Source organism: Alcaligenes sp. EGD-AK7 (assembly GCF_000465875.3).
Taxonomy (GTDB): Bacteria; Pseudomonadota; Gammaproteobacteria; order Burkholderiales; family Burkholderiaceae_B; genus Alcaligenes; species Alcaligenes phenolicus.
In genome coordinates this window covers 1-20,039 of sequence record NZ_AVOG02000005.1, presented here as the reverse complement: position 1 = coordinate 20,039, position 20,039 = coordinate 1, and the positions used below count along the sequence as shown (strand labels likewise).

General features: G+C 57.1%; 22 protein-coding genes. 18 read left to right on the top strand and 4 right to left on the bottom strand.

Translation table 11 applies throughout. The features are described 5' to 3' along the window. Positions 1 to 38: 38 nt before the first annotated feature. The 3 genes from N879_RS07365 (at position 39) to N879_RS07355 (ending at position 3,254) form a co-directional block, all read left to right on the top strand. Complete coding sequence (locus N879_RS07365) at positions 39 to 1,856, top strand: acyl-CoA dehydrogenase (protein WP_022983277.1); 1,818 nt, start codon at positions 39 to 41, stop codon at positions 1,854 to 1,856. Between the two features lie 186 nt (positions 1,857 to 2,042). Beyond that, positions 2,043 to 2,684: a peroxiredoxin gene (locus tag N879_RS07360; protein ID WP_009455994.1), complete on the top strand. Its 642-nt coding sequence runs from the start codon at positions 2,043 to 2,045 to the stop codon at positions 2,682 to 2,684. Positions 2,685 to 3,059: 375 nt separating this feature from the next. Next, positions 3,060 to 3,254: a hypothetical protein gene (locus tag N879_RS07355; RefSeq protein ID WP_009455992.1), complete on the top strand. Its 195-nt coding sequence runs from the start codon at positions 3,060 to 3,062 to the stop codon at positions 3,252 to 3,254. Positions 3,255 to 3,285: 31 nt separating this feature from the next. Here the strand turns inward: N879_RS07355 and N879_RS07350 are convergent, their stop codons facing one another. Together N879_RS07350 and N879_RS07345 are read right to left on the bottom strand one after the other, a co-directional pair. Beyond that, positions 3,286 to 4,056 carry a lipoate--protein ligase family protein gene (locus N879_RS07350; RefSeq protein WP_035272697.1) on the bottom strand — a complete coding sequence of 257 codons (771 nt, stop codon included), beginning with the start codon at positions 4,054 to 4,056 and terminating at the stop codon, positions 3,286 to 3,288. Further along, positions 4,053 to 4,328 (bottom strand): biotin/lipoate A/B protein ligase, encoded by a 276-nt coding sequence (locus N879_RS07345; protein ID WP_022983275.1) that lies wholly within the window; start codon positions 4,326 to 4,328, stop codon positions 4,053 to 4,055. The genes N879_RS07350 and N879_RS07345 overlap by 4 nt, the downstream gene beginning before the upstream one ends. 272 nt (positions 4,329 to 4,600) lie before the next feature. On the opposite strand from N879_RS07345, the gene rplS reads away from it, so the two are divergent. Continuing rightward, complete coding sequence (gene rplS / locus N879_RS07340; RefSeq protein ID WP_003799181.1) at positions 4,601 to 4,975, top strand: 50S ribosomal protein L19; 375 nt, start codon at positions 4,601 to 4,603, stop codon at positions 4,973 to 4,975. A 153-nt stretch (positions 4,976 to 5,128) separates the two neighbouring features. Continuing rightward, a complete protein-coding gene (locus tag N879_RS07335; RefSeq protein WP_009455988.1) occupies positions 5,129 to 5,800 on the top strand; it encodes an NUDIX hydrolase in 672 nt (223 codons plus the stop codon). A gap of 78 nt (positions 5,801 to 5,878) precedes the next feature. Here N879_RS07335 and rsgA read toward each other — a convergent pair whose 3' ends face one another. Next, positions 5,879 to 6,778: a ribosome small subunit-dependent GTPase A gene (gene rsgA, locus N879_RS07330; protein ID WP_009455987.1), complete on the bottom strand. Its 900-nt coding sequence runs from the start codon at positions 6,776 to 6,778 to the stop codon at positions 5,879 to 5,881. Beyond that, entirely contained in the window at positions 6,775 to 8,022 is a 1,248-nt protein-coding gene (locus N879_RS07325) for a M48 family metallopeptidase (RefSeq protein ID WP_009455986.1), read from the bottom strand. The genes rsgA and N879_RS07325 overlap by 4 nt, the downstream gene beginning before the upstream one ends. Before the next feature lie 43 nt (positions 8,023 to 8,065). Here N879_RS07325 and orn point away from each other — a divergent pair, with 43 nt between their 5' ends. The 13 genes from orn to uvrC all read left to right on the top strand — a co-directional run. Beyond that, complete coding sequence (orn, locus tag N879_RS07320; protein ID WP_009455985.1) at positions 8,066 to 8,611, top strand: oligoribonuclease; 546 nt, start codon at positions 8,066 to 8,068, stop codon at positions 8,609 to 8,611. Between the two features lie 286 nt (positions 8,612 to 8,897). Next, positions 8,898 to 9,890: a 1,2-phenylacetyl-CoA epoxidase subunit PaaA gene (gene paaA, locus N879_RS07315; protein WP_009455984.1), complete on the top strand. Its 993-nt coding sequence runs from the start codon at positions 8,898 to 8,900 to the stop codon at positions 9,888 to 9,890. 94 nt (positions 9,891 to 9,984) lie between these two features. Then, complete coding sequence (paaB, locus tag N879_RS07310) at positions 9,985 to 10,269, top strand: 1,2-phenylacetyl-CoA epoxidase subunit PaaB (protein ID WP_003799192.1); 285 nt, start codon at positions 9,985 to 9,987, stop codon at positions 10,267 to 10,269. A gap of 8 nt (positions 10,270 to 10,277) precedes the next feature. After that, positions 10,278 to 11,042 (top strand): 1,2-phenylacetyl-CoA epoxidase subunit PaaC, encoded by a 765-nt coding sequence (gene paaC / locus N879_RS07305; protein ID WP_009455983.1) that lies wholly within the window; start codon positions 10,278 to 10,280, stop codon positions 11,040 to 11,042. 5 nt (positions 11,043 to 11,047) lie between these two features. Continuing rightward, entirely contained in the window at positions 11,048 to 11,548 is a 501-nt protein-coding gene (gene paaD, locus N879_RS07300) for a 1,2-phenylacetyl-CoA epoxidase subunit PaaD (RefSeq protein ID WP_009455982.1), read from the top strand. Between the two features lie 4 nt (positions 11,549 to 11,552). Further along, on the top strand, positions 11,553 to 12,635 hold the full coding sequence (gene paaE / locus N879_RS07295) for a 1,2-phenylacetyl-CoA epoxidase subunit PaaE (protein WP_009455981.1): 1,083 nt from the start codon (positions 11,553 to 11,555) through the stop codon (positions 12,633 to 12,635). A gap of 83 nt (positions 12,636 to 12,718) precedes the next feature. Further along, positions 12,719 to 14,383 carry a phenylacetic acid degradation protein PaaN gene (gene paaN, locus N879_RS07290; RefSeq protein ID WP_022983271.1) on the top strand — a complete coding sequence of 555 codons (1,665 nt, stop codon included), beginning with the start codon at positions 12,719 to 12,721 and terminating at the stop codon, positions 14,381 to 14,383. Positions 14,384 to 14,397: 14 nt separating this feature from the next. Then, positions 14,398 to 15,189: a 2-(1,2-epoxy-1,2-dihydrophenyl)acetyl-CoA isomerase PaaG gene (gene paaG / locus N879_RS07285; RefSeq protein ID WP_009455980.1), complete on the top strand. Its 792-nt coding sequence runs from the start codon at positions 14,398 to 14,400 to the stop codon at positions 15,187 to 15,189. Then, entirely contained in the window at positions 15,189 to 15,650 is a 462-nt protein-coding gene (gene paaI, locus N879_RS07280; RefSeq protein ID WP_009455979.1) for a hydroxyphenylacetyl-CoA thioesterase PaaI, read from the top strand. The genes paaG and paaI overlap by 1 nt, the downstream gene beginning before the upstream one ends. Before the next feature lie 74 nt (positions 15,651 to 15,724). After that, positions 15,725 to 17,038, top strand: a complete 1,314-nt coding sequence (gene paaK, locus N879_RS07275; RefSeq protein WP_009455971.1) for a phenylacetate--CoA ligase PaaK — start codon at positions 15,725 to 15,727, stop codon at positions 17,036 to 17,038. Positions 17,039 to 17,169: 131 nt separating this feature from the next. Further along, on the top strand, positions 17,170 to 17,628 hold the full coding sequence (acpS, locus tag N879_RS07270; protein WP_022983270.1) for a holo-ACP synthase: 459 nt from the start codon (positions 17,170 to 17,172) through the stop codon (positions 17,626 to 17,628). Continuing rightward, positions 17,625 to 18,680 carry a beta-N-acetylhexosaminidase gene (gene nagZ, locus N879_RS07265; protein ID WP_009455966.1) on the top strand — a complete coding sequence of 352 codons (1,056 nt, stop codon included), beginning with the start codon at positions 17,625 to 17,627 and terminating at the stop codon, positions 18,678 to 18,680. Before acpS ends, nagZ begins: the two co-directional genes overlap by 4 nt. Beyond that, positions 18,643 to 20,039: excinuclease ABC subunit UvrC (gene uvrC, locus N879_RS07260; RefSeq protein WP_022983269.1), on the top strand; the 1,397-nt coding region annotated here is incomplete at its 3' end. The genes nagZ and uvrC, both read left to right, overlap by 38 nt.

Below are 20,039 nucleotides of genomic sequence, written 5' to 3'. Positions count from 1 at the left end.
GTGGCTTCGGTCCTTTTTGTTTCTGTGTAGGAGTGTTCATGACGTATCGTGTACCCACCCAAGACATCCGCTTTGCACTTACAGAGCTGGCTGATCTACCTGGTGTGCTGGAATTGCCTGGCTTTGAGGATTTCTCGGCCGAGTTGATCGATGCCATTATTGATGAGAACGCCCGCTTCGTTGAGCAGGAAGTAGCACCTTTGAACCGCGCCGGTGATCAGAATGGCGCCAAGTGGAATGATGGTGTGGTCACCACCACACCCGGCTTCAAGAAAGCCTTTGAAGAATTTGCAAAAGCTGGCTGGCAGGGTTTGCAGCACGAAGCCGAACTGGGTGGCCAAGGCTTGCCCAAGCTGATCGGCGCCGTGGCATGTGAAAATATCAATGCTGCCAACCTGGCTTTTTCCCTGTGTCCGTTGCTGACCGACGGCGTGATCGAAGCCGTGTCCATGGTTGGCTCGGAAGAACAGAAACAACGTTTCCTGCCTCCCTTGCTGGAAGGCCGCTGGACCGGCACCATGAACTTGACCGAGCCTCAGGCCGGTTCGGATCTGGCCCAGGTTGCCAGCCGTGCTGTTCCTCAGGATGATGGCAGCTACCGCATCAGCGGTCAAAAGATTTTCATCACCTACGGTGAGCACGATATGGCCGAGAACATCGTCCATCTGGTGCTGGCCCGTACGCCTGATGCACCTGCCGGTGTGAAAGGGATCTCGCTTTTCATCGTGCCCAAGTTCATGGTGAACGACGATGGCTCCCTGGGCGCCCGTAACGACGTCTGGTGTGCTTCGCTGGAGCACAAGCTGGGCATCCACGGTAGCCCAACCGCTGTGCTGCTGTACGGCTCAGGCAAGGGTGAGGTGGGCGAGGGTGCCGTCGGCTACCTGGTCGGCAAGGAAAACGAAGGCCTGAAGTACATGTTCATCATGATGAACGCGGCCCGTTACGCGGTGGGCGTGCAAGGTATCGCCGTGGCCGAACGTGCATTCCAGCAGGCTCTTGAATACGCCAACGAGCGTGTACAGGGTGCGCCTCTGACTGGCGGCAAGGCTGTGTCGATTGCCCATCACCCCGACGTGCAGCGCATGCTGGTGCAAATGCGTGCCCTGACAGAAGGCTCCCGTGCCTTGGCTTACTTTGCTGCCGGTGTGAACGACAAGGCGCGTCACAGTGCTGACGAAAATGCCCGCAAGCGCTACCAGGCTCTGTACGAATTCCTGGTGCCTGTGGTCAAGGGTTTCAGCACTGAAATGTCCCTGGAAGTGACTTCCCTGGGCGTGCAGGTGCACGGTGGTATGGGCTTTATCGAGGAAACTGGTGCGGCCCAGCATTACCGTGACTCGCGCATTCTGCCTATCTACGAAGGGACAACCGCGATTCAGGCCAATGACTTCATCGGTCGCAAGGTTCTGCGTGACGCCGGTGCTGTGATCCAGGGCTTGGCTCCCGAGTTGGGTGCAACTGTTGCCAAGCTGCGTGAGCGTGCGGCTCAAGGCGGTGATCACAAAGCGGCGTTGACCTTGATCGCCGATCGTCTGGAAGCCGGAGTGAAGAGCGTGGAACGCGCTGCCATGTTCACCTTGATGAACGCTCAGAAAGACCTGCCTGCCGTGTTCCTGGGCAGCGTGCCATTCTTGATGCTGTCCGGCTATGTGCTGACTGGCTGGCAGATGGCCCGTGCCGCTTTGGCTGCGGAGAAAGCATTGAGCGAAGGCAGCCAGGATCCATTCCTGCGCCGCAAGCTCTCGACCAGCGTGTTCTTTGCCAGCCACTTGCTGCCACGTGCCGGTGCCTTGGCACAGTCCGTAGCGGATGGTGTGGAGCTGACTCCTTACCTGTCGACTGAGCTGCTGTAACTCGATCAGCCCCAAGGCATAAAGGCCCGCGCCGCTTCTTTGGCTGCCGGGCCTTTTTTGGGTATATTGATATAACGTTTAATTATTTGAAACGTGCTCTTTATACTGACAAAATCATCTGACTAGTCCTGATTATTTAAGTCGGTGATCTCCTGATCGCGGCTGCATTTCGAAAAGAGGAACGTAATGGCTACACTTCGTCTGGGTGACCTGGCCCCTGATTTTGAACAAAAATCCTCCGCTGGCACCATCAAGTTTCACGAGTTCTTGGGTAATAGCTGGGGCGTTCTGTTCTCCCACCCAGCCGACTTTACGCCTGTGTGCACCACCGAACTGGGTTACACCGCCAAACTGGCGGACGAGTTCGCCAAGCGCGGCGTGAAAGTGATTGCCGTTTCCGTTGACGACGTTGATTCCCACGGCAAGTGGATTGATGACATCAACGAAACACAAAAAACCACCGTTAACTTCCCCATCCTGGCTGATGCTGACCGCAAGGTGTCGGATCTGTACGATATGATTCACCCCAACGCCAGCACCACCGTGACTGTGCGTTCGGTGTTCATCATCGACCCGGCCAAGAAAGTGCGTCTGATCATCACTTACCCAGCCAGCACGGGCCGCAACTTCAACGAGATCCTGCGCGTGATCGATTCCCTGCAACTGACCGACAGCCACAGCGTGGCCACGCCAGTGAACTGGGAAGACGGCGACGACGTGATCATCGTTCCCAGCCTGAAAGATCCGGAAGTTCTGAAGCAGAAATTCCCCAAAGGCTACACCGAGATCCGTCCTTACCTGCGTGTGACGCCTCAGCCTAACAAGTAATTGCCACTTGGTCTTTAGGCTCAGACAAAAAGCCCTCCTGCTTATGGCACGAGGGCTTTTTTATGGGTACAGCCTTTCCAGGTAGGCAGCTCTCGCTTGGGCTCAGCGCATGTCCTGGTGTTTTTTCAAGGGTTTCTGGGGATCACAATTACGGCATAGAACTACTGTATAAAACCACGGGGTAATCACAGTTTTCCAGCTGCGGAGGGGAGAGGGCAGGCAAGCCAAGCCTGGTAAGAAATTGACTGCAGCTGGCTTCAGGACTGGGGTTCAGCGCATCAGTGGACAAGGCGCAACATTCGCGCAGGTACTAATTGCACTAAAAGCTGGTTTTAAGTACAGTACTGTATAAGAAAACAGTAATCGGAGTTAGCCATGCTCAGTCCAAGCCGTCATTACCGTCCTCAAGCCACTCCTCGTTTCCGTGGCCCAGTCCGTTCCGCAGCCTCGTCCAGTCCGTTCACCAAGCCTCTGTCTTTCAAGGCCAAGGTCATGGATGTGTGTTTGGTTGCCGTGTGGGGTGCCAGTATTCCTGGCTTGTTGTGGTTGGGCAGCATGGGCGGGTTTTAAGGCCACGCCCTTGTGCTGTTCCAAGGGGCGATCAGGGCACCAGTTGTGTCCAGTCGTTTGACAGGAAACGGTCCCGTGCCAGTTTTTCGGCCTGCTCCAGTGTGGGTGTTTCCAGTGTGCGGGGTTGAAGTGCCGTCTTTTTGCGGAACACGTCCAGCATGGCTTCAATCACAGCCTCGCGGCTCATGCCGGTTTGACTGCGGATAGGGTCCACGCGTTTCTTGGCGCTGGTGGTGCCTTTGTCCGAGAGTTTTTCCTTACCGATGCGCAGGACTTCCAGCATCTTGTCAGCATCAATATCGTAGGCCATGGTCACATGGTGCAATACAGCATTGCCACGGCGTGCTTGTGCGGCGCCGCCAATTTTTCCACCAGCACTGGTAATGTCGTTCAGCGGTTGGTACCAGGCATCAATACCAATTTCCCGTAGGGCTTCGATCACCCAGGAATCCAGAAACTCGTAGGACTCCTGAAACGTCATGCCGGCTACAAACTGCTTGGGTACGCTAAGCGAATACGTTATGGTGTTGCCTGGCTCGATGAACATGGCACCACCGCCACTGATACGGCGCACGACGCGTATACCGTGACGGGCAGCTGCCTCGGCTTCAATTTCATTGCGCAGGGACTGGAAACGCCCAATCACCACTGCCGCTTCTTGCCACTCCCAGATGCGCAGGGTGGGGGCGCGGGTGCCTTCACTGACTTCCTGGGTGATGATTTCATCCAGGGCCATATGCAGGGCAGCGGGTTGCGGCTCCATATGGACCAGTTCCCAGGGCAACTCGTTCCAGCTCATCATGCCAAGGCCCTCCGCACGACCACGCCAATGGCCTGCGGGTCCAGACCGAACATTTCGATGTCGGCAGGCAGGGCGCGGCTAACATGAGCCGCAATTTCTTCAGCACTGCTGTTGACGGACAGGCCCTGCAGGGCTTGATTGATCAGGCCCAGTGCTTCGGGAGGTTCCAGAAAAAAGTCGCCGCTCAATCGTGCTTGTTCGATCATATGATCTTTGACATCCAGATCGATCACGACCAGCTTGCCGCCAGGGACTTTGTATTCAGCATGCATAGACTGTGTCCTTTGATAAGGTCGGCCCCTTTTTGCCAAGGGGAGGGCGAATCGAGTAAATTTCCGCCTTTGCTGCGTTTAATACGGGGGCATCGTGCCCAAAGTGTCGTATTTTAGCGTAGTTAAACGCCGGGAAACGAAGCCCCGATCAGTCAAAAAGCTTGGTAATTCAGGCTTTTTGCTGATAGAATCATGGGCTAATCATTTTTTCATCCTCTGTCAGCGCGATTTTTATAATGTGTGCGGCTGATACGATGGTTTTGGAGTCAATCGTGGATTTGATCGCTATTCTTGAGCAAGAAGAAATCCAGCGCCTGACCGGTGGCAAGCTGCCTCCCGAGTTCGGTCCTGGTGACACTGTTGTTGTGAACGTAAACGTGGTTGAAGGTACGCGTAAGCGTGTCCAGGCTTACGAAGGCGTGGTTATCGGCCGTCGCAATCGTGGTCTGAACTCTTCTTTCATCGTTCGCAAGATTTCTTCGGGCGAAGCTGTTGAGCGTACATTCCAGCTGTATTCCCCTCAGATCGCCAGCATCGAAGTCAAGCGTCGTGGCGCTGTGCGTCGTGCTAAACTGTACTATCTGCGCGATCGCTCGGGTAAAGCCGCTCGCATCAAAGAAAAACTCGTTCGTCGTTCGGGTAACTAATTCCCAAGCGAACAGCGATGCAAAGGCACCCAGGCGGGTGCCTTTGTTTTTATGTGGGATCACATACCAGTTCTTATGGATAAGCCTCGTATCAGGCCCGTTATCGTTCCTGGATTCGACCCTCGCAGCCAGCCTCTGGTTGCATTAGACTCTTTGCCTGAATTGCCTGCTCAGGCCCAGCAACTGGATTTTCTACGTAGCGCTTTTGCCCAGCCCATACAGTGGCAGGTCGAGCCTTTGTTTCGCAGCTCCTTTTATCCAGAGTTTTTGCCCGGTTCCATGAATGTGCGCTCCGCCGTCTGTATTGGTGTGATGCAGCGCCCCGAAGGGCCCACCGTTATTTTTACGCGTCGGGCCATGCACTTGCACAATCATGCAGGGCAGATCAGTTTTCCCGGCGGACGTATTGAAGCCTCGGATCTGGGGCCGGTCGAAGCCGCCTTGCGTGAAACCCAGGAAGAGATCGGCATCGAGCCGCGCTTTGTGCGTTATCTGGGTCAGCATCCTATTTTTGTCACCAGTACCCAGTTTGCGATGCGCCCCATTATTGGCGAGCTGCAAGAGGGTTTTCAGGTGTTGCCCGATAGCTCTGAAGTGGCCGAGGTCTTTGAAGTGCCCTTGTCGGTCCTGCTGGACCCGCAGCGTCATCAATTGCATCACGCCGATTTGCCGGACGGGGCAGGGCGTTACTACTTCTCCATCCCTTGGGGGCCCTACTTTATCTGGGGTGCCACGGCGGTCTTGATCCGTAATCTTTACCACCACTTGTCGGCTGCCTGGGTGCAGTTGTCTGCCGGTGGAGACACTCACGCCAAAAGCCTGTAATCAGGTCTGACAGGCGGGCGCTTTGCAGCGTATTCCGCCTTCACAAAAAAGGGGCATTTTGCTTTGCCCCTTGTTCCCCTAATAACGTGGCTTGTTTTCGTGCTCGGCCAGCAAACGCTGGTATAGCGCGTGCCGTTCAGGGTGAATGCTGCCGGCTTCGATGGCCGCCAGCACGCCACAGCCCGGTTCATGCCTGTGGGTGCAGTTATAAAAGCGGCAAGACTCCACCGCTTTTCGGAAATCGGGGAAGCCGTGCGCAATATCTTCCTGTGTCATATGCGACAGGCCAAAGGCCTGGAAGCCGGGGCTGTCGATCAGGTCGCCGCTATTGGGCAGGTGATACAGGCGGGTGCTGGTGGTCGTGTGTCGGCCCGCACCCAAGGCTTGCGAGTATTCCTGGGTCAGTGCGCCGGCATCCGGGACCAGAGCATTGAGCAGGGTGGATTTACCCATGCCACTTTGCCCCAGCAGCAATGTGCGCTTGTTCGCCAGCCAGGGAGCCAGGGCTTCCCGTGTCTGTTCTGGCTCCAGCGCCACCATTTCCAGAATAGGGACGCCCAGGGCGGCGATAGGGGCCAGCTTGGTGCGTGCCCGTTCCAGGTGGGTGCTCAGATCGGCCTTGTTCAGAATAATCACCGGCTCAATATCCACACTCCAGGCCGCGACCAGGGCGCGTCCCAGCAAGTCTTCGGAGTAAACGGGTTCTGGTGCCACCACAATCAGAAGCTGATCAATATTGGCGGCAAACTGCTTGGTGCGGAAGTCGTCAGAGCGATATAGCAGATTGCGCCTTTCTTGCACCGCCTCAATAGAGCCTTCCCCTTTGGCCTGCATCAACACATCGACTTGATCGCCAACCGCAATCCCGGCTTTTTTTCCACGAGGGAAGCACTTGATCGTTTCGCCATCAGGCAGTTCGACAAAGTAGTGACGACCATGGGCGGCGGTCACCAGACCGCTAAGGTATTTAGATGTCATGCCAGGCTTTTCAGGTGTCGAATGCGATCAATCGCGTTGGGGTGGCTATCGTAAAAGGCAGAGTGCATAGGGTCGGGCGTCAAGGTTGCGGCATTGTCGTTATAGAGCTTGAGCAAGGCGCTGATCAAGTCCTGGGCCTGGCTGTGCTGGGCGGCAAAGCTGTCGGCCTGATATTCGTCCCGGCGCGAGAGCAGGGCGCTCAAGGGGCCCATCCAGAAGGTGAAGGTAGGCACCACCATAAAGAACAGGATCAGGGCCAGGGCGTCGTTGGGGCGACCTAACTGGGGAATCACGCCCAGCCCGGTATAAAAGCCCACCTTGCCCCAGGCCCAGCCGGCCAGCAGAAAAAAGATCAGGGATGTGAATACGCTGATCAGCAGACGGCGCTGGATATGGCGATGCTTGAAGTGGCCCAGCTCATGCGCCAGCACGGCTTCTACTTCTTCGGGCTGCAGCTTGTTCAGCAAGGTATCAAAAAACACGATGCGCTTTTGGCGACCCAGGCCGGTGAAGTACGCATTGCCATGGGCGGAGCGGCGCGAGCCATCCATCACATACAAGCCGTTGGTTTGAAAGCCGCAACGTTGCGCCAGGGCATTGATGCGTTCACGCAGGCTGGCATCTTCCAGTGGTTTGAAGGTATTGAAAATAGGGGCGATAACGCGCGGGTACAGCCACAGCACCAGCAGATTGAAAACCAGCCACAGACCCCAGCCGTACCAGGGCCAGGACGGGCCGGCCCAATCCATCAGGCTGAGCAGGGCGGCACACAAGGGTGTACCCAGAATCAGGACGATGATCAGAGTTTTTGCGGTATCGGCAAAGAACAGGGCAGGCTTCATGCGGTTAAAACCAAAGCGCGCTTCCAGTACAAACTTGCGATACCAGGCAAAAGGCAGGCCCACGACACCCATAATCGCCAGGACAGCGCCAATCAGGGTTAGCTGACGCAGCAGTTCATGACTGATCCAGTTGCCCAGCGTGACATCCAGCCATTGCAGACCGCCCAGCAGCGTAAAGCCCAGCAAGACCAGGGCCTCTACCAGACGCTCGCTTAAACCCAGCCGGGTGCGTGCGATGGTGTAGCGTGCCGCACGTTGATGGCTATGCAGGCCAATGCGTTCGGAAAACTCGGCCGGCACCTCGTTCTGATGACGATAAACGTGCCGGATCTGCCGCAGGCCTAAATAAAAGCGCAGCAAAACGTCTGCAAGCAGAAAGATAATGAACAACAAAGTCAGCATGTAGGCGGCTATATGTAAAATGGGCGTTTTGAGGAATGATTATATGGCGGTTCATACACAGCGTCTGGTCTGGCTCGATATGGAGATGACAGGACTGGATCCGGACAAAGAGCGCATCATCGAAGTTGCGGTCGTGGTAACAGAAGCAGACTTGACTCTGGTGGCGGAAGGCCCGGTTCTGGTGGTTCATCAAAGCAATGCATTGCTCGATGGCATGGACGCCTGGAACAAGGGTACGCATGGCCGTAGCGGCCTGATCGACAAGGTCAAAGCTTCTACCCTGACCGAAGCGCAAGCCGAGGATCAGTTGCTGGAATTCCTGAAAGAGCACGTACCGGCCGGCAAGTCGCCCCTGTGTGGCAACACCATCAGCCAGGACCGTCGTTTCATGTACCGCTACATGCCTCGTCTGGAGGCTTTCTTCCACTATCGCAATCTGGATGTCAGCACTCTGAAAGAACTGGCTTTGCGTTGGAAGCCTGAAGTGGTTAAAAGTTTCGTCAAGCAAAGCCGCCACGAGGCCTTGGCTGATATTTACGAGTCCATTGACGAGCTGAAACACTACCGCGAGCACTTCATCCGTCTGTAAACGGGAAGGGCAGGCAGGGCGGAAGGGATGCGGGTCCCAGCACGGTTCGTGAGCGTGCTGCAGCTGTAGGCGGGGACACATTGGCAGGATCAAAACCGAGGATAGCGATTTGTCGCACCTCGGTTTTTTTACGTCTAAGTATTTACCCTTAAAGTATCTGCTTCAAGGCCATATGATACGGTTTTGCGATTGACATCACATTTTTCGTATTAAATAATGAAGTGTATATGGTTTGCGTCGAAACAAATTTGTTTGGGCGCTTTCTGCACTCTTACCGGGGATGGTCATGTATGCACAACTTGTAGAGACAGGCGTCAAGCAGGTCCAGGATATCGAGCAGATGTCCGACGAAGAGCGTCGGTTCCAAGAGCGCATCGATGAGGGTGTCCGCATCGAAGCCAGGGACTGGATGCCCGAAGCCTATCGCAAAACCTTGGTTCGCCAGATTTCTCAGCACGCGCACTCCGAGGTTGTCGGGATGCTGCCCGAAGGTAACTGGATTACTCGCGCCCCTTCGCTCAAGCGCAAAGCCATCTTGATGGCCAAGGTGCAGGACGAGGCCGGTCACGGTCTGTACCTGTACAGCGCGGCCGAAACGCTGGGCGTAAGCCGTGACAAGCTGGTCGACGATCTGCTGTCGGGCAAAGCCAAGTACTCCAGTATTTTTAACTATCCAACATTGAACTGGGCCGATATCGGCATGATCGGCTGGCTGGTCGATGGCTCGGCCATCATCAACCAGATTCCGCTGTGCCGCTGCTCCTACGGTCCTTATGCCCGCGCCATGGTGCGCGTGTGCAAGGAAGAGTCTTTCCACCAGCGCCAGGGTTACGACCTGCTGATTCAGATGTGTCTGCACGGTACGCCGGAGCAAAAGGCCATGGTTCAGGACTCCATCAACCGCTGGTGGTGGCCTGCCTTGATGATGTTCGGTCCTTCGGATGCTGACTCCACCAACAGCGCCCAGTCCATGCAGTGGAAGATCAAGCTGTTCTCCAACGACGAACTGCGCCAGAAGATGGTGGACCAGACCGTGCCTCAGGCCGAGTACCTGGGTCTGACCATTCCTGACCCTGATCTGCGCTGGAACGAAGAGCGCGGTCACTACGACTTTGGCGAGATCGACTGGGAAGAATTCTGGGCGGTGATCAAGGGCAATGGTCCCTGTAATCGTGAGCGACTCGAAGCCCGAGTCCAGGCCCACGAGAACGGCGCCTGGTTCCGTGATGCACTGGATGCACATGCCCAAAAGCAGGAAGCCGTCCGCAAGGTGGCCTGATCAAGAAGGCCAGGAAACCAGCACGGTTTCTGATTCGATCCGATTCGCAGCAGGCGCTTTGACAGCGCCGCTGCACAGCAAGGAATTTTCAGTTATGAGCAAGAACGATTGGCCCCTGTGGGAAGTTTTCATTCGCAGCCAGCATGGCTTGGCCCACAAGCACGTAGGCAGCCTGCATGCTCCGGACGCCGAAATGGCCATTAACAATGCCCGTGATGTGTACACCCGCCGTAACGAAGGCGTGAGCATCTGGGTCGTACGTGCAGCCGATATCGCTGCTTCCAGCCCTGGTGACAAAGGCCCGCTGTTCGAGCCATCCAACACCAAGGTCTACCGTCACCCTACGTTTTTCCCCATGCCTGACGGCATCAATATGTAGGAACTGGTATGGACAAAGCTTTGTTTTCCTACGCCCTGCGCATGGGCGATTCCACCCTGGTGCTGGCTCAGCGCCTGGGTGAGTGGACTGGCCACGGCCCGGCTCTGGAAGAAGAACTGGCCTGTGCCAATACGGCACTGGACTTGCTGGGTCAGGCCCGTATGTGGCTGACACTGGCAGGTGAGACCGAAGGTCAGGGCCGGGACGAAGATCGTCTTGCCTATCACCGAGACGTCCACGAGTACACCAACTACTTGTTGGTGGAGCGCGAGAATGGTCACTACGGCGACACGCTGGCACGTCAGTTCCTGTTTGATGCCTGGCATTGCTTCCTGCTGGAGCAGTTGATCGAATCCAGCGACGAGCAGATTCGCGAGATTGCCCAGAAGGCACATAAAGAAGCGCTGTATCACCTGCGCCGCTCGACCGACTTGATCGTGCGCCTGGGTGATGGCACCCCGGAAAGCCACAAGCGCATGCAAAAAGCCATTGATGATGCCTGGTTCTACCTGGGTGAGCTGTTCCTGGATGACGAGGTCACCGAGGAACTGGCTCAGCGTCAGGCTGTGCCGTTGATGGCCAGCCTGTGGCAGCCTTGCCTGGAGTACATCCAGAATGCGCTGGAGCGCGCCACCTTGCGTTGCCCGGCCGAGCAGGATGCTCAGCACAAGGCCTACCGTGGTGGTCCGCAAGGCCGTCACACGGAAGCGTTAGGGTTTCTGTTGGCAGAAATGCAGCACCTGCCACGTATGTATCCTGACGCCACTTGGTGATCGCCATGACACAGACCTGGAGCACCGAGCAGGTCATGCAAGTGCTGGCCACGGTTCCAGACCCGGAGATCCCCGTGATCTCCCTGCTGGACCTGGGCATTGTGCGTGACGTGAGTTGGGAGCAGGACGTGTGTGTGGTCACCATCACACCGACCTACTCCGGTTGTCCGGCGATGTACGAGATGAGCCACTCGATTGAACAGGCCTTGCAACAGGCCGGTATCGAGCAGGTTCGGGTGGATACCAAGTTGTCACCGGCCTGGACGACCGATTGGATGAGCGAGCAGGGCAAGCTGGCCTTGCGCGACTACGGTATCGCTCCTCCGGCCCAAAGTGCGGTTGATATTTCTGGTTTGCTGCGTCAGCCCGAGGCGCCCGTGGTGGCCTGTCCTCAATGCGGCTCCACGCATACACGGGTGATCAGCCAGTTTGGCTCCACACCCTGTAAAGCGCTGTATCGCTGCATCAGCTGCGGTGAACCATTCGATTACTTTAAGGCGCATTAGTCCTATGAGTCAGTTTTATTCTCTTCCTGTGGCTTCGGTCTCCCGCAGCACCCGCGACGCCGTGGTGGTGGCCTTTACCGTGCCCGAGGATTTGCAGGATGTGTTTCAGTTTCGTCCCGGTCAGTACCTGACCTTGCGCACTCACCTGGATGGCCAGGAATTGCGCCGCTCCTACTCGATCTGTGCGGCTCCGCACGATCGGTTGCTGCGCGTGGCGATCAAGCGTGTGAATGATGGCGCTTTCTCCACCTGGGCCAATAGTCATCTGGAAGCGGGCGCCACCCTGGAAGTGATGCCGCCTGATGGCAACTTCACCGTGGACTTTGATCCCAGCCAGGCCCACCGTTACGCCGCCTTTGCGGTCGGTAGTGGCATTACACCGATTCTGTCGCTGGTAAAAACCGCGCTGGATACCGAGCCCAAGTCCACTTTCACGCTGTTTTTCGGTAACCGTGCTTCCTCGGCCATCATGTTCCGCGAAGAGATCGAGGACCTGAAAAACACCTATATGGAACGTTTCTCCATCGTGTATATCATGAGCCGGGAAACGCAGGATATCGACCTGTTCAACGGCCGTCTGGATGGCGAAAAAGTGCGTCAGCTGATGCAGCAATGGTTTGATCCAGCCAGTGTGGACGTGGCCTTTGTGTGTGGTCCCCAGGACATGAGCGAGCAGGTGGTTGCTGCCTTGCAGGAAAACGGCCTGGAAAAATCCCAGATCAAGTTCGAGCTGTTCGGCGCCCCCAAAGGCCCACGTGCACTGCGTACGGGCGAAGAGTCTCGCAAGGCTCCGGGCAAGGAAGAGTGCGAGCTGACCGTGATTCAGGACGGCATTACCCGCAACCTGACTATCAGCAAAAGCAACAGCAGCATTCTGGACGCGGCACTGGAGCAAGGGCTGGAATTGCCTTACTCCTGTAAAGGTGGGGTTTGTTCTACCTGCCGTTGCAAAGTGGTAGAGGGCGAAGTGGACATGGACGCCAACTTTGCATTGGAAGATTACGAAGTAGCCCGCGGTTTCGTGCTCAGTTGCCAAAGCTTTCCGGTTACCGACCGGGTGGTGATTGACTTCGATCAGGAAACCTAAGACCGCAGCAAAATAGCGGTTTTTCAAGAATCTGGACGCCAGCTTCCCAGCTTGGCGTCCTACTAGTTTCAGGAGCACATTGTATGGCAGCAGATTTTTTCAAGACGCATCAGGCAACGCTGGATCAGGCTTTGAGCAGTATTCTGGAGCGCAACTTCTGGAGCGCTTATCCTGAAAATCCCAGCCCGCGCGCCTACGGTGAAACCGCGGCTCAGGATGGTCAGGCTGCTTTTGAAGCCTACCGTGGCAAAGCCTTTCCCTTGACGCTGGAAGGCGCACAAGGTGAAGTCGGCAACGAGCAATCGCCTTTTGGTTTTGATCTGGGCATTAGCTACCCCAAAGTGCCGGTGGACCAATTGCTGGCTCAGTCGCAACTGGCGTTGGACAGCTGGCGCGATGCTGGCCCGCAAGCCTGGGTGGGTATTTGTCTGGAAATCCTGCATCGCTTGAATCAGCGCAGCTTCGAGATCGCTCACGCTGTGCAGCACACCACGGGTCAGGGCTTCATGATGGCCTTCCAGGCCGGTGGCCCTCACGCTCAGGAACGTGCGCTGGAAGCCGTGGCCTATGCCTGGCAGGAAATGTCCCGTATCCCCGGTCTGGTTGACTGGATCAAGCCCCAGGGCAAGCACGATCCTATCCAGATGAAGAAACAGTTCAAAGTCGTGCCCCGTGGCATTGGTCTGGTGATTGGTTGCTCCACCTTCCCGACCTGGAACGGTTACCCCGGTCTGTTTGCCTCGCTGGCAACCGGTAACACCGTAATTGTGAAGCCGCACCCTGGCGCGATTCTGCCTCTGGCCATTACCGTTGCTGTCGCCCGCGAAGTGCTGGCCGAAGCCGGCTTCAATCCTAATGTGGTCTTGCTGGCCGCTCACGAGCCATCGGAAGACACCGCCCAGCAACTGGCACTGAACAAGGCCGTCAAGCTGATCGACTTTACCGGCAGCAGCCAGAACGGTAACTGGTTGGAAGAAAATGCTCGCCATGCCTTGGTCTACACCGAAAAAGCCGGTGTGAACCAGGTCATTATTGATTCGGTTGAGGATTTCAAGGCGGTTGCCCGCAACCTGGCGTTCTCCTTTGCGCTGTACTCCGGCCAGATGTGTACCGCCCCTCAAAACATTTACGTGCCTCGTGACGGTATCCGTACTGCCGATGGCGTGATGAGCTTTGACGAAGTGGCTCAAGGTCTGGCCCAGGCAGTGCAAAAGCTGGTGTCCGATCCGGCCCGTGCCGTTGAAATTACGGGTGCCGTGCAAAACGAAGCCTGCGCACAGCGTATTGATCAGGCTCGCCAATTGGGCATGCCTATCCTGGCTGATAGCCAGACGCTGGAACACCCCGCATTCCCCGGTGCCCGCGTACGTACACCGCTGGTCTTGCAGGCCCGTGTGGATCAGCCCGAGATTCAACAAGAATGGTTCGGCCCCATCGTTTTTGTGGTGCAAACCGATTCGACCGAGCAAAGCATTGAAGTGGCAGGTCGCAACGTGATCGAGCACGGCGCACTGACCTTGTCGGCTTACAGCACCGACGATGCCGTGACCGCCAAGATTCAGCGCATGGCCGAGCGTTCCGGCGTATCCCTGTCCCTGAACCTGACCGGCGCTGTGTTCATCAACCAGACCGCAGCCTATAGCGACTTCCACGGCACCGGCGCCAACCCGGCTGCCAACGCATCTCTGTCGGATTCGGCCTACGTTGCTAACCGCTTCCGCGTCGTTCAGACTCGCTGGCATTTCTAAAGGAGGGTGGCCAGGTGACTGACCAAAGTATTCAATTTCAGCTGGAAAATGGCGTAGCACGCATTACCTTGAATCGTCCCGACAAGCTCAACAGCTTCACGGCCGATATGCACGGCGAGCTGGCTCAGGCTCTGGATAAAGTAGAACAGTGCGCGGATCTGCGTGTGCTGATTCTGACCGGTAATGGCCGTGGCTTTTGCGCCGGCCAGGACCTGTCCGAGCGTCAGATGAGCGCGGGCGATGCCCCCGTGGATCTGGGTGCCACCATTGAAAAATTCTACGCACCGCTGGTGCGCCGTCTGCGTGCGCTGGCGGCCCCTGTGGTGGTGGGTGTCAATGGTGTGGCCGCCGGTGCTGGCGCGAACCTGGCTCTGGCCGGCGACATCGTGATCGCCACTCGTTCGGCCAGCTTCATCCAGCCATTCTGCCGCCTGGGCTTGCTGCCTGACACTGGCGGTACCTTCTTCCTGCCTCGTCTGGTGGGCACGGCACGCGCGATGGGCCTGTCTTTGCTGGGTGACAAGCTCTCGGCCGAGCAGGCAGCGCAGTGGGGCCTGATCTGGGAATGCGTGGACGATGACGCTTTCCAGGCTCGCCTGAACGAACTGGCTGCCCATTTTGCGCAGGCACCGACCAAAGGTCTGGCATACGCCAAGAAAGCGATTTATGCCAGTGATGCCCATTCGCTTGATCAACAGTTGGATCTGGAGCGCGACTTGATGCGTGAACTGGGTGCATCCGAGGATTACCGCGAGGGTGTTAATGCATTCCTGGGCAAGCGTGCCCCCCAATTTAAAGGAAAGTAATGCAAAGCAACGCAATGGCTGTTGAAGACCCACAAGCACTGGCCGAGCAGGTCAGTGACCATATGTATGGCAATGACCAGGCATCTCAGGCTTTGGGCCTGAGCCTGGATAGCGTGGCACCGGGCAAGGCCGACATGAGCATGACGGTGCGCGCCGACATGCTCAACGGGCACAAGACCTGTCACGGTGGTTTCATTTTTGCGTTGGCTGACAGCACCTTTGCGTTTGCCTGCAATTCTCGCAATGCACCGACTGTTGCGTCCGGCTGCACTATCGATTACCTGGCTCCTGCCTTTGAAGGGGACGTCCTGACCGCTCGTGCGGTCGAGGCCTCCCTGGCCGGTCGCACCGGGGTGTATGACATCGAGGTGGTCAACCAGAACAACAAGCGCGTTGCCTTGTTCCGTGGGCGCTCGTACCGGCTGAATGGCACGGTACTGGGCGGGATTGAAAAAAAATAATTTTTTGACGATACATACCCTGTAGACCCGGGGGGGTCGGAAGTACCACACCAGCGGCAGGGCAGGAGTACACCATGACAGCAATTAAAGAACAGGTTGGCCGCGATGCCATTGAGCATGCAAGTGTTGACGAAATCCGCAACTTGCAGCTGGAGCGTCTGAAATGGACGCTAAAGCATGCTTACGAGAATGTGCCGCACTATCGGCAGAAATTTGACGAAGCGGGCGTGCACCCCGACGATTTGAAGCAGTTGTCGGACATTTCCAAGTTCCCTTTCACGACCAAGCAGGACCTGCGTGACAACTACCCCTTCAAGATGTTTGCGGTTCCCCGTGAACAGGTAGCACGCGTGCATGCTTCCAGTGGCACCACGGGCAAGCCAACCGTGGTGGGCTATACCGCCAATGACATCTCCACCTGGGCCGATCTGTTTGCCCGTTCCATGTGGGCGGCCGGTGCCCGCCCCGGTGATATTGCCCACGTGGCTTACGGCTACGGCCTGTTCACTGGCGGTCTGGGTGCGCACTACGGTGCCGAGCGCCTGGGTTGTACTGTGGTTCCCATGTCCGGTGGTCAGACTGAAAAACAAGTTCAGTTGATTCAGGATTTCCGTCCCGACGTGATTCTGGTTACCCCTTCGTACTTCTGCAATATCGTCGAAGAGATCGAGCGTCAGGGGATGGACCCACGCGACACTTCCTTGCGTATCGGTATTTTTGGTGCCGAGCCCTGGACCGGCCAGATGCGTCTGGATATTGAGCAGCGCGCTGGCATTGACGCCGTGGACATCTACGGTCTGTCCGAAGTGATGGGCCCGGGCGTGGCCATGGAGTGTGTGGAAAGCAAGGACGGCCCAGTGGTATGGGAAGACCATTTCTACCCCGAAATCATCAACCCTGAAACCGGCGAGCCTGTGGCTGAGGGTGAAAGTGGTGAACTGGTCTTTACCTCGCTGAGCAAGGAAGCCATGCCCGTCATTCGCTACCGCACTCGCGACCTGACACAACTGTTGCCGCCCACTTCGCGCAGCATGCGCCGTATTGGCAAGATTACGGGCCGCAGCGACGATATGGTCATTGTGCGTGGCGTGAACCTGTTCCCGACCCAGGTCGAAGAACTGGTTCTGAAGATGCCCGAGCTGGCCGCCCAGTATCAGTTGGTATTGAGCCGTAACGGCAATATGGACGAACTGGAAATTCTGGTTGAAGTGCGTCCCGAGTTCAATCACCTGAACGACGCCGAGCGCGAGCAAATGGCCCGTCGTCTGAGCCACTCCATCAAGACCTTTATCGGTGTCAGCGCACGAATTCGTGTGCAGTCCTCCGGCATGGTCGAGCGTACTGTGACGGGCAAAGCCAAACGTGTGATCGACAAGCGCGCGTTCTAAGTCTGGCGGATTGACGTCAAAAAAACGGCTCTGCTCTGGCAGGGCCGTTTTTGTATTCCGCGCTCTCACGGTATCATTGCAAGCTGGTAGGCGGCTCAGGCCGCTTTTGCAGTATTTTTTCTGATGACATCATGCCCCCAATACCGTCCGGTTTGATTGCCGGCATCGGCACCGACCTGATCCGTATCGAGCGGATCGAGCGCGCCTTGGCTCGTCATGGTGATCGCTTTGTAAAGCGCATTCTGGGCGAGCAGGAGCGAGAGGTCTATGCCCGCCGTCAGGCACGCGACCCGGTGCGCGGCCTGCGCTATCTGGCCACCCGTTTCGCAGCCAAGGAAGCTTTTTCCAAAGCGGTGGGGCTGGGCATGCGCATGCCTATGGCCTGGTCACGCATGCAAACTTTGAACGCGCCTGGTGGCCGCCCGGTAGTGCGCCTGTCTGCTGAGTTGCAAGACTGGTTTGACGCCCGCTTCGGGGCCGTTCATATTTCCCTGACAGATGAATCCGATATGGCCATGGCCTTTGTGGTGCTGGAAGCCAAAGCGCCTGCCATTCCTTCCTTATCCTTAGCTGAGTCTGATACTAAATGAGTTCTTCCTCGCAAGCAGTGCTGCCTCCGGGCCCGGTCATGGTGGACGTGCAGGGCATGGTCCTGACGGATCAGGAGCGTGAGCGCCTGCGCCACCCTCTGGTCGGTGGCGTGATCCTGTTCAGCCGCAACTTTGAAAATCGTGCTCAGCTGACCGCCCTGTGCCAGTCCATTCACGAAGCGCGGGATGAGCCTTTGCTGATCGCCGTGGACCACGAGGGGGGGCGGGTACAGCGTTTCCGCGAGGATGGCTTTACCACGCTGCCCGCCATGAGCCAGTTGGGTCAACTGTGGACGCGCGATGCGGTCAAGGCCGCTGCTGTTGCCGCCGATACGGGCTATGTGCTGGCGGCCGAGCTGCGCGCTTGCGGCGTGGACATGAGCTTTACGCCGGTACTGGATCTGGACTGGGGTGTCAGCAAGGTGATTGGTGATCGCTCTTTCCACCGTAATCCCCGTGCCGTCTCCATGTTGGCAGCCGGCTTGATCCGTGGTTTGAACAAGGCCGGTATGGCTGCCTGCGGCAAGCACTTTCCTGGCCATGGCGGTGTAGAGGCAGATTCGCATCACGAGATTCCCGTTGACGATCGTACGCTGGAAGAGATTCTGGACGAGGATGCTGCTCCTTACGGCTGGCTGGGCACCTTGCAGCTACCTTCGGTGATGCCTGCTCACGTGATTTATTCCAAAGTGGACCCGCTGCCAGCCGGCTTTTCGTCATACTGGATTCAGCGTGTGCTGCGCAAGGCCCTGGCTTATGACGGCGTGATTTTTTCCGACGACCTGACCATGGAAGGCGCCACTGTCGTGGGCGATATCCTGGCACGTGCTCAGGCCGCCTTGGGGGCCGGTTGCGACATGGTGCTGGTATGCAATCGTCCTGATCTGGCCGACGACTTGCTCTCGCGCCTGGATTTCACGATTTCCGAGGAATCGCAAAACCGCATTCGTCGTTTGATGCCGACGACGCCAGCCCTGGATTGGGACGCTTTGCAAGCGGATGAACACTATCAATATGCCCGCGGACTTCAATCTAAAATCCTATCTGTCTGATTTGCCGAATCTGCCGGGCGTGTACCGGCACATCGACGAACAGGGCGAGGTACTGTATGTGGGCAAGGCGCGTGATCTCAAGCGCCGTGTCAGCTCGTACTTCCAGAAAACGCTGAGCAGTCCCCGTATTGCCCATATGGTGGCGCGCGTCGCGCGCATCGAGGTAACCGTTACCCGCAGCGAGGCCGAGGCCTTGCTGCTGGAAAACAACCTTATCAAGCGCCTGCGGCCGCGCTACAACATTCTTTTCCGGGACGACAAGTCCTACCCCTACCTGATGATCAGCGCCCACCAGGCGCCGCGTATTGCCTATTACCGGGGCAGTACCAGCGGAAAAGGGCATTTTTTCGGCCCTTATCCCAACTCCTGGGCAGTGCGTGAAACCATTCAGATCCTGCAACGGGTGTTTCGTTTGCGGACCTGTGAAGACAGCGTGTACGCCAACCGTAGCCGTCCCTGTTTGCTGCATCAGATCGGGCGCTGTTCGGCCCCCTGTGTGAACTTGATCGCGCCCGAGCAGTATCAGCTGGATGTGCAGCGCGCCATCAGCTTTCTGGACGGGAATACCTCTGAAATTCTGGGCGAGCTGCAAGAGCGCATGATGCAGGCTTCGGACTCGCTGGATTTCGAGCAGGCAGCGATTTTGCGCGACCAGATGAAAGCCCTGTCCGCCGTACTGCAGCAGCAAAGCATGGAGCAGGTAGGCAAGGAAGACGTAGACATTATTGTGGTGCTGAACGCCGGTGGTAAGTTCTGTGTGAACCTGGCCATGGTGCGTGGCGGCCGTCACTTGGGTGACCGTGCTTTCTTCCCCACCCAAATCAACGATGACACCCCTAGCGATGTGCTGGCCGCGTTTATCGCCCAGCACTATCTGGAGCGCCGCATGCCGCCGGTTCTGGTCTGTTCGCACGCTTTGCCCGATGCAGACCTGATGCCATTGCTGGCTGAGCAAACCGGTGTGAAGGCGCGTGTGGTGGTGCGCCCCCAAGGGGTACGCAAGATCTGGCTGGAGCAGGCCACCAAGAATGCCGGCCTGGCCTTGGCCCGTGTGCTGAGCGAATCCACCGCTCGCGCTGACCGTACCCGAGCCCTGGCCGAAGCACTGCAACTGGACCTGGATGAGGCCCAGCTTGATACCCTGCACATCGAATGTTTCGATATCAGCCATACAGCAGGGGAGGCCACCCAAGCCTCGTGTGTGGTTTATAAACACCACGAGATGCAGAACTCGCTTTATCGCCGCTACAACATTGCAGGCATCACGCCCGGCGATGATTATGCGGCCATGCGCCAAGTGCTGAACCGACGTTTCTCGCGGGTTGCCGAAGGTTTGGCGCCTTTGCCCGACATTGTGTT

What these genes read in the sequence shown, in the direction of transcription:
- N879_RS07365 (WP_022983277.1), top strand. Translation starts at nt 39, where the DNA reads ATGACGTATCGTGTACCCACCCAAGACATCCGCTTTGCACTTACAGAG.
- N879_RS07360 (WP_009455994.1), top strand. Translation starts at nt 2,043, where the DNA reads ATGGCTACACTTCGTCTGGGTGACCTGGCCCCTGATTTTGAACAAAAA.
- N879_RS07355 (WP_009455992.1), top strand. Translation starts at nt 3,060, where the DNA reads ATGCTCAGTCCAAGCCGTCATTACCGTCCTCAAGCCACTCCTCGTTTC.
- N879_RS07350 (WP_035272697.1), bottom strand. Translation starts at nt 4,056, where the DNA reads ATGATGAGCTGGAACGAGTTGCCCTGGGAACTGGTCCATATGGAGCCG.
- N879_RS07345 (WP_022983275.1), bottom strand. Translation starts at nt 4,328, where the DNA reads ATGCATGCTGAATACAAAGTCCCTGGCGGCAAGCTGGTCGTGATCGAT.
- rsgA (WP_009455987.1), bottom strand. Translation starts at nt 6,778, where the DNA reads ATGACATCTAAATACCTTAGCGGTCTGGTGACCGCCGCCCATGGTCGT.
- N879_RS07325 (WP_009455986.1), bottom strand. Translation starts at nt 8,022, where the DNA reads ATGCTGACTTTGTTGTTCATTATCTTTCTGCTTGCAGACGTTTTGCTG.
- orn (WP_009455985.1), top strand. Translation starts at nt 8,066, where the DNA reads ATGGCGGTTCATACACAGCGTCTGGTCTGGCTCGATATGGAGATGACA.
- paaA (WP_009455984.1), top strand. Translation starts at nt 8,898, where the DNA reads ATGTATGCACAACTTGTAGAGACAGGCGTCAAGCAGGTCCAGGATATC.
- paaB (WP_003799192.1), top strand. Translation starts at nt 9,985, where the DNA reads ATGAGCAAGAACGATTGGCCCCTGTGGGAAGTTTTCATTCGCAGCCAG.
- paaC (WP_009455983.1), top strand. Translation starts at nt 10,278, where the DNA reads ATGGACAAAGCTTTGTTTTCCTACGCCCTGCGCATGGGCGATTCCACC.
- paaD (WP_009455982.1), top strand. Translation starts at nt 11,048, where the DNA reads ATGACACAGACCTGGAGCACCGAGCAGGTCATGCAAGTGCTGGCCACG.
- paaE (WP_009455981.1), top strand. Translation starts at nt 11,553, where the DNA reads ATGAGTCAGTTTTATTCTCTTCCTGTGGCTTCGGTCTCCCGCAGCACC.
- paaN (WP_022983271.1), top strand. Translation starts at nt 12,719, where the DNA reads ATGGCAGCAGATTTTTTCAAGACGCATCAGGCAACGCTGGATCAGGCT.
- paaI (WP_009455979.1), top strand. Translation starts at nt 15,189, where the DNA reads ATGCAAAGCAACGCAATGGCTGTTGAAGACCCACAAGCACTGGCCGAG.
- paaK (WP_009455971.1), top strand. Translation starts at nt 15,725, where the DNA reads ATGACAGCAATTAAAGAACAGGTTGGCCGCGATGCCATTGAGCATGCA.
- acpS (WP_022983270.1), top strand. Translation starts at nt 17,170, where the DNA reads ATGCCCCCAATACCGTCCGGTTTGATTGCCGGCATCGGCACCGACCTG.
- nagZ (WP_009455966.1), top strand. Translation starts at nt 17,625, where the DNA reads ATGAGTTCTTCCTCGCAAGCAGTGCTGCCTCCGGGCCCGGTCATGGTG.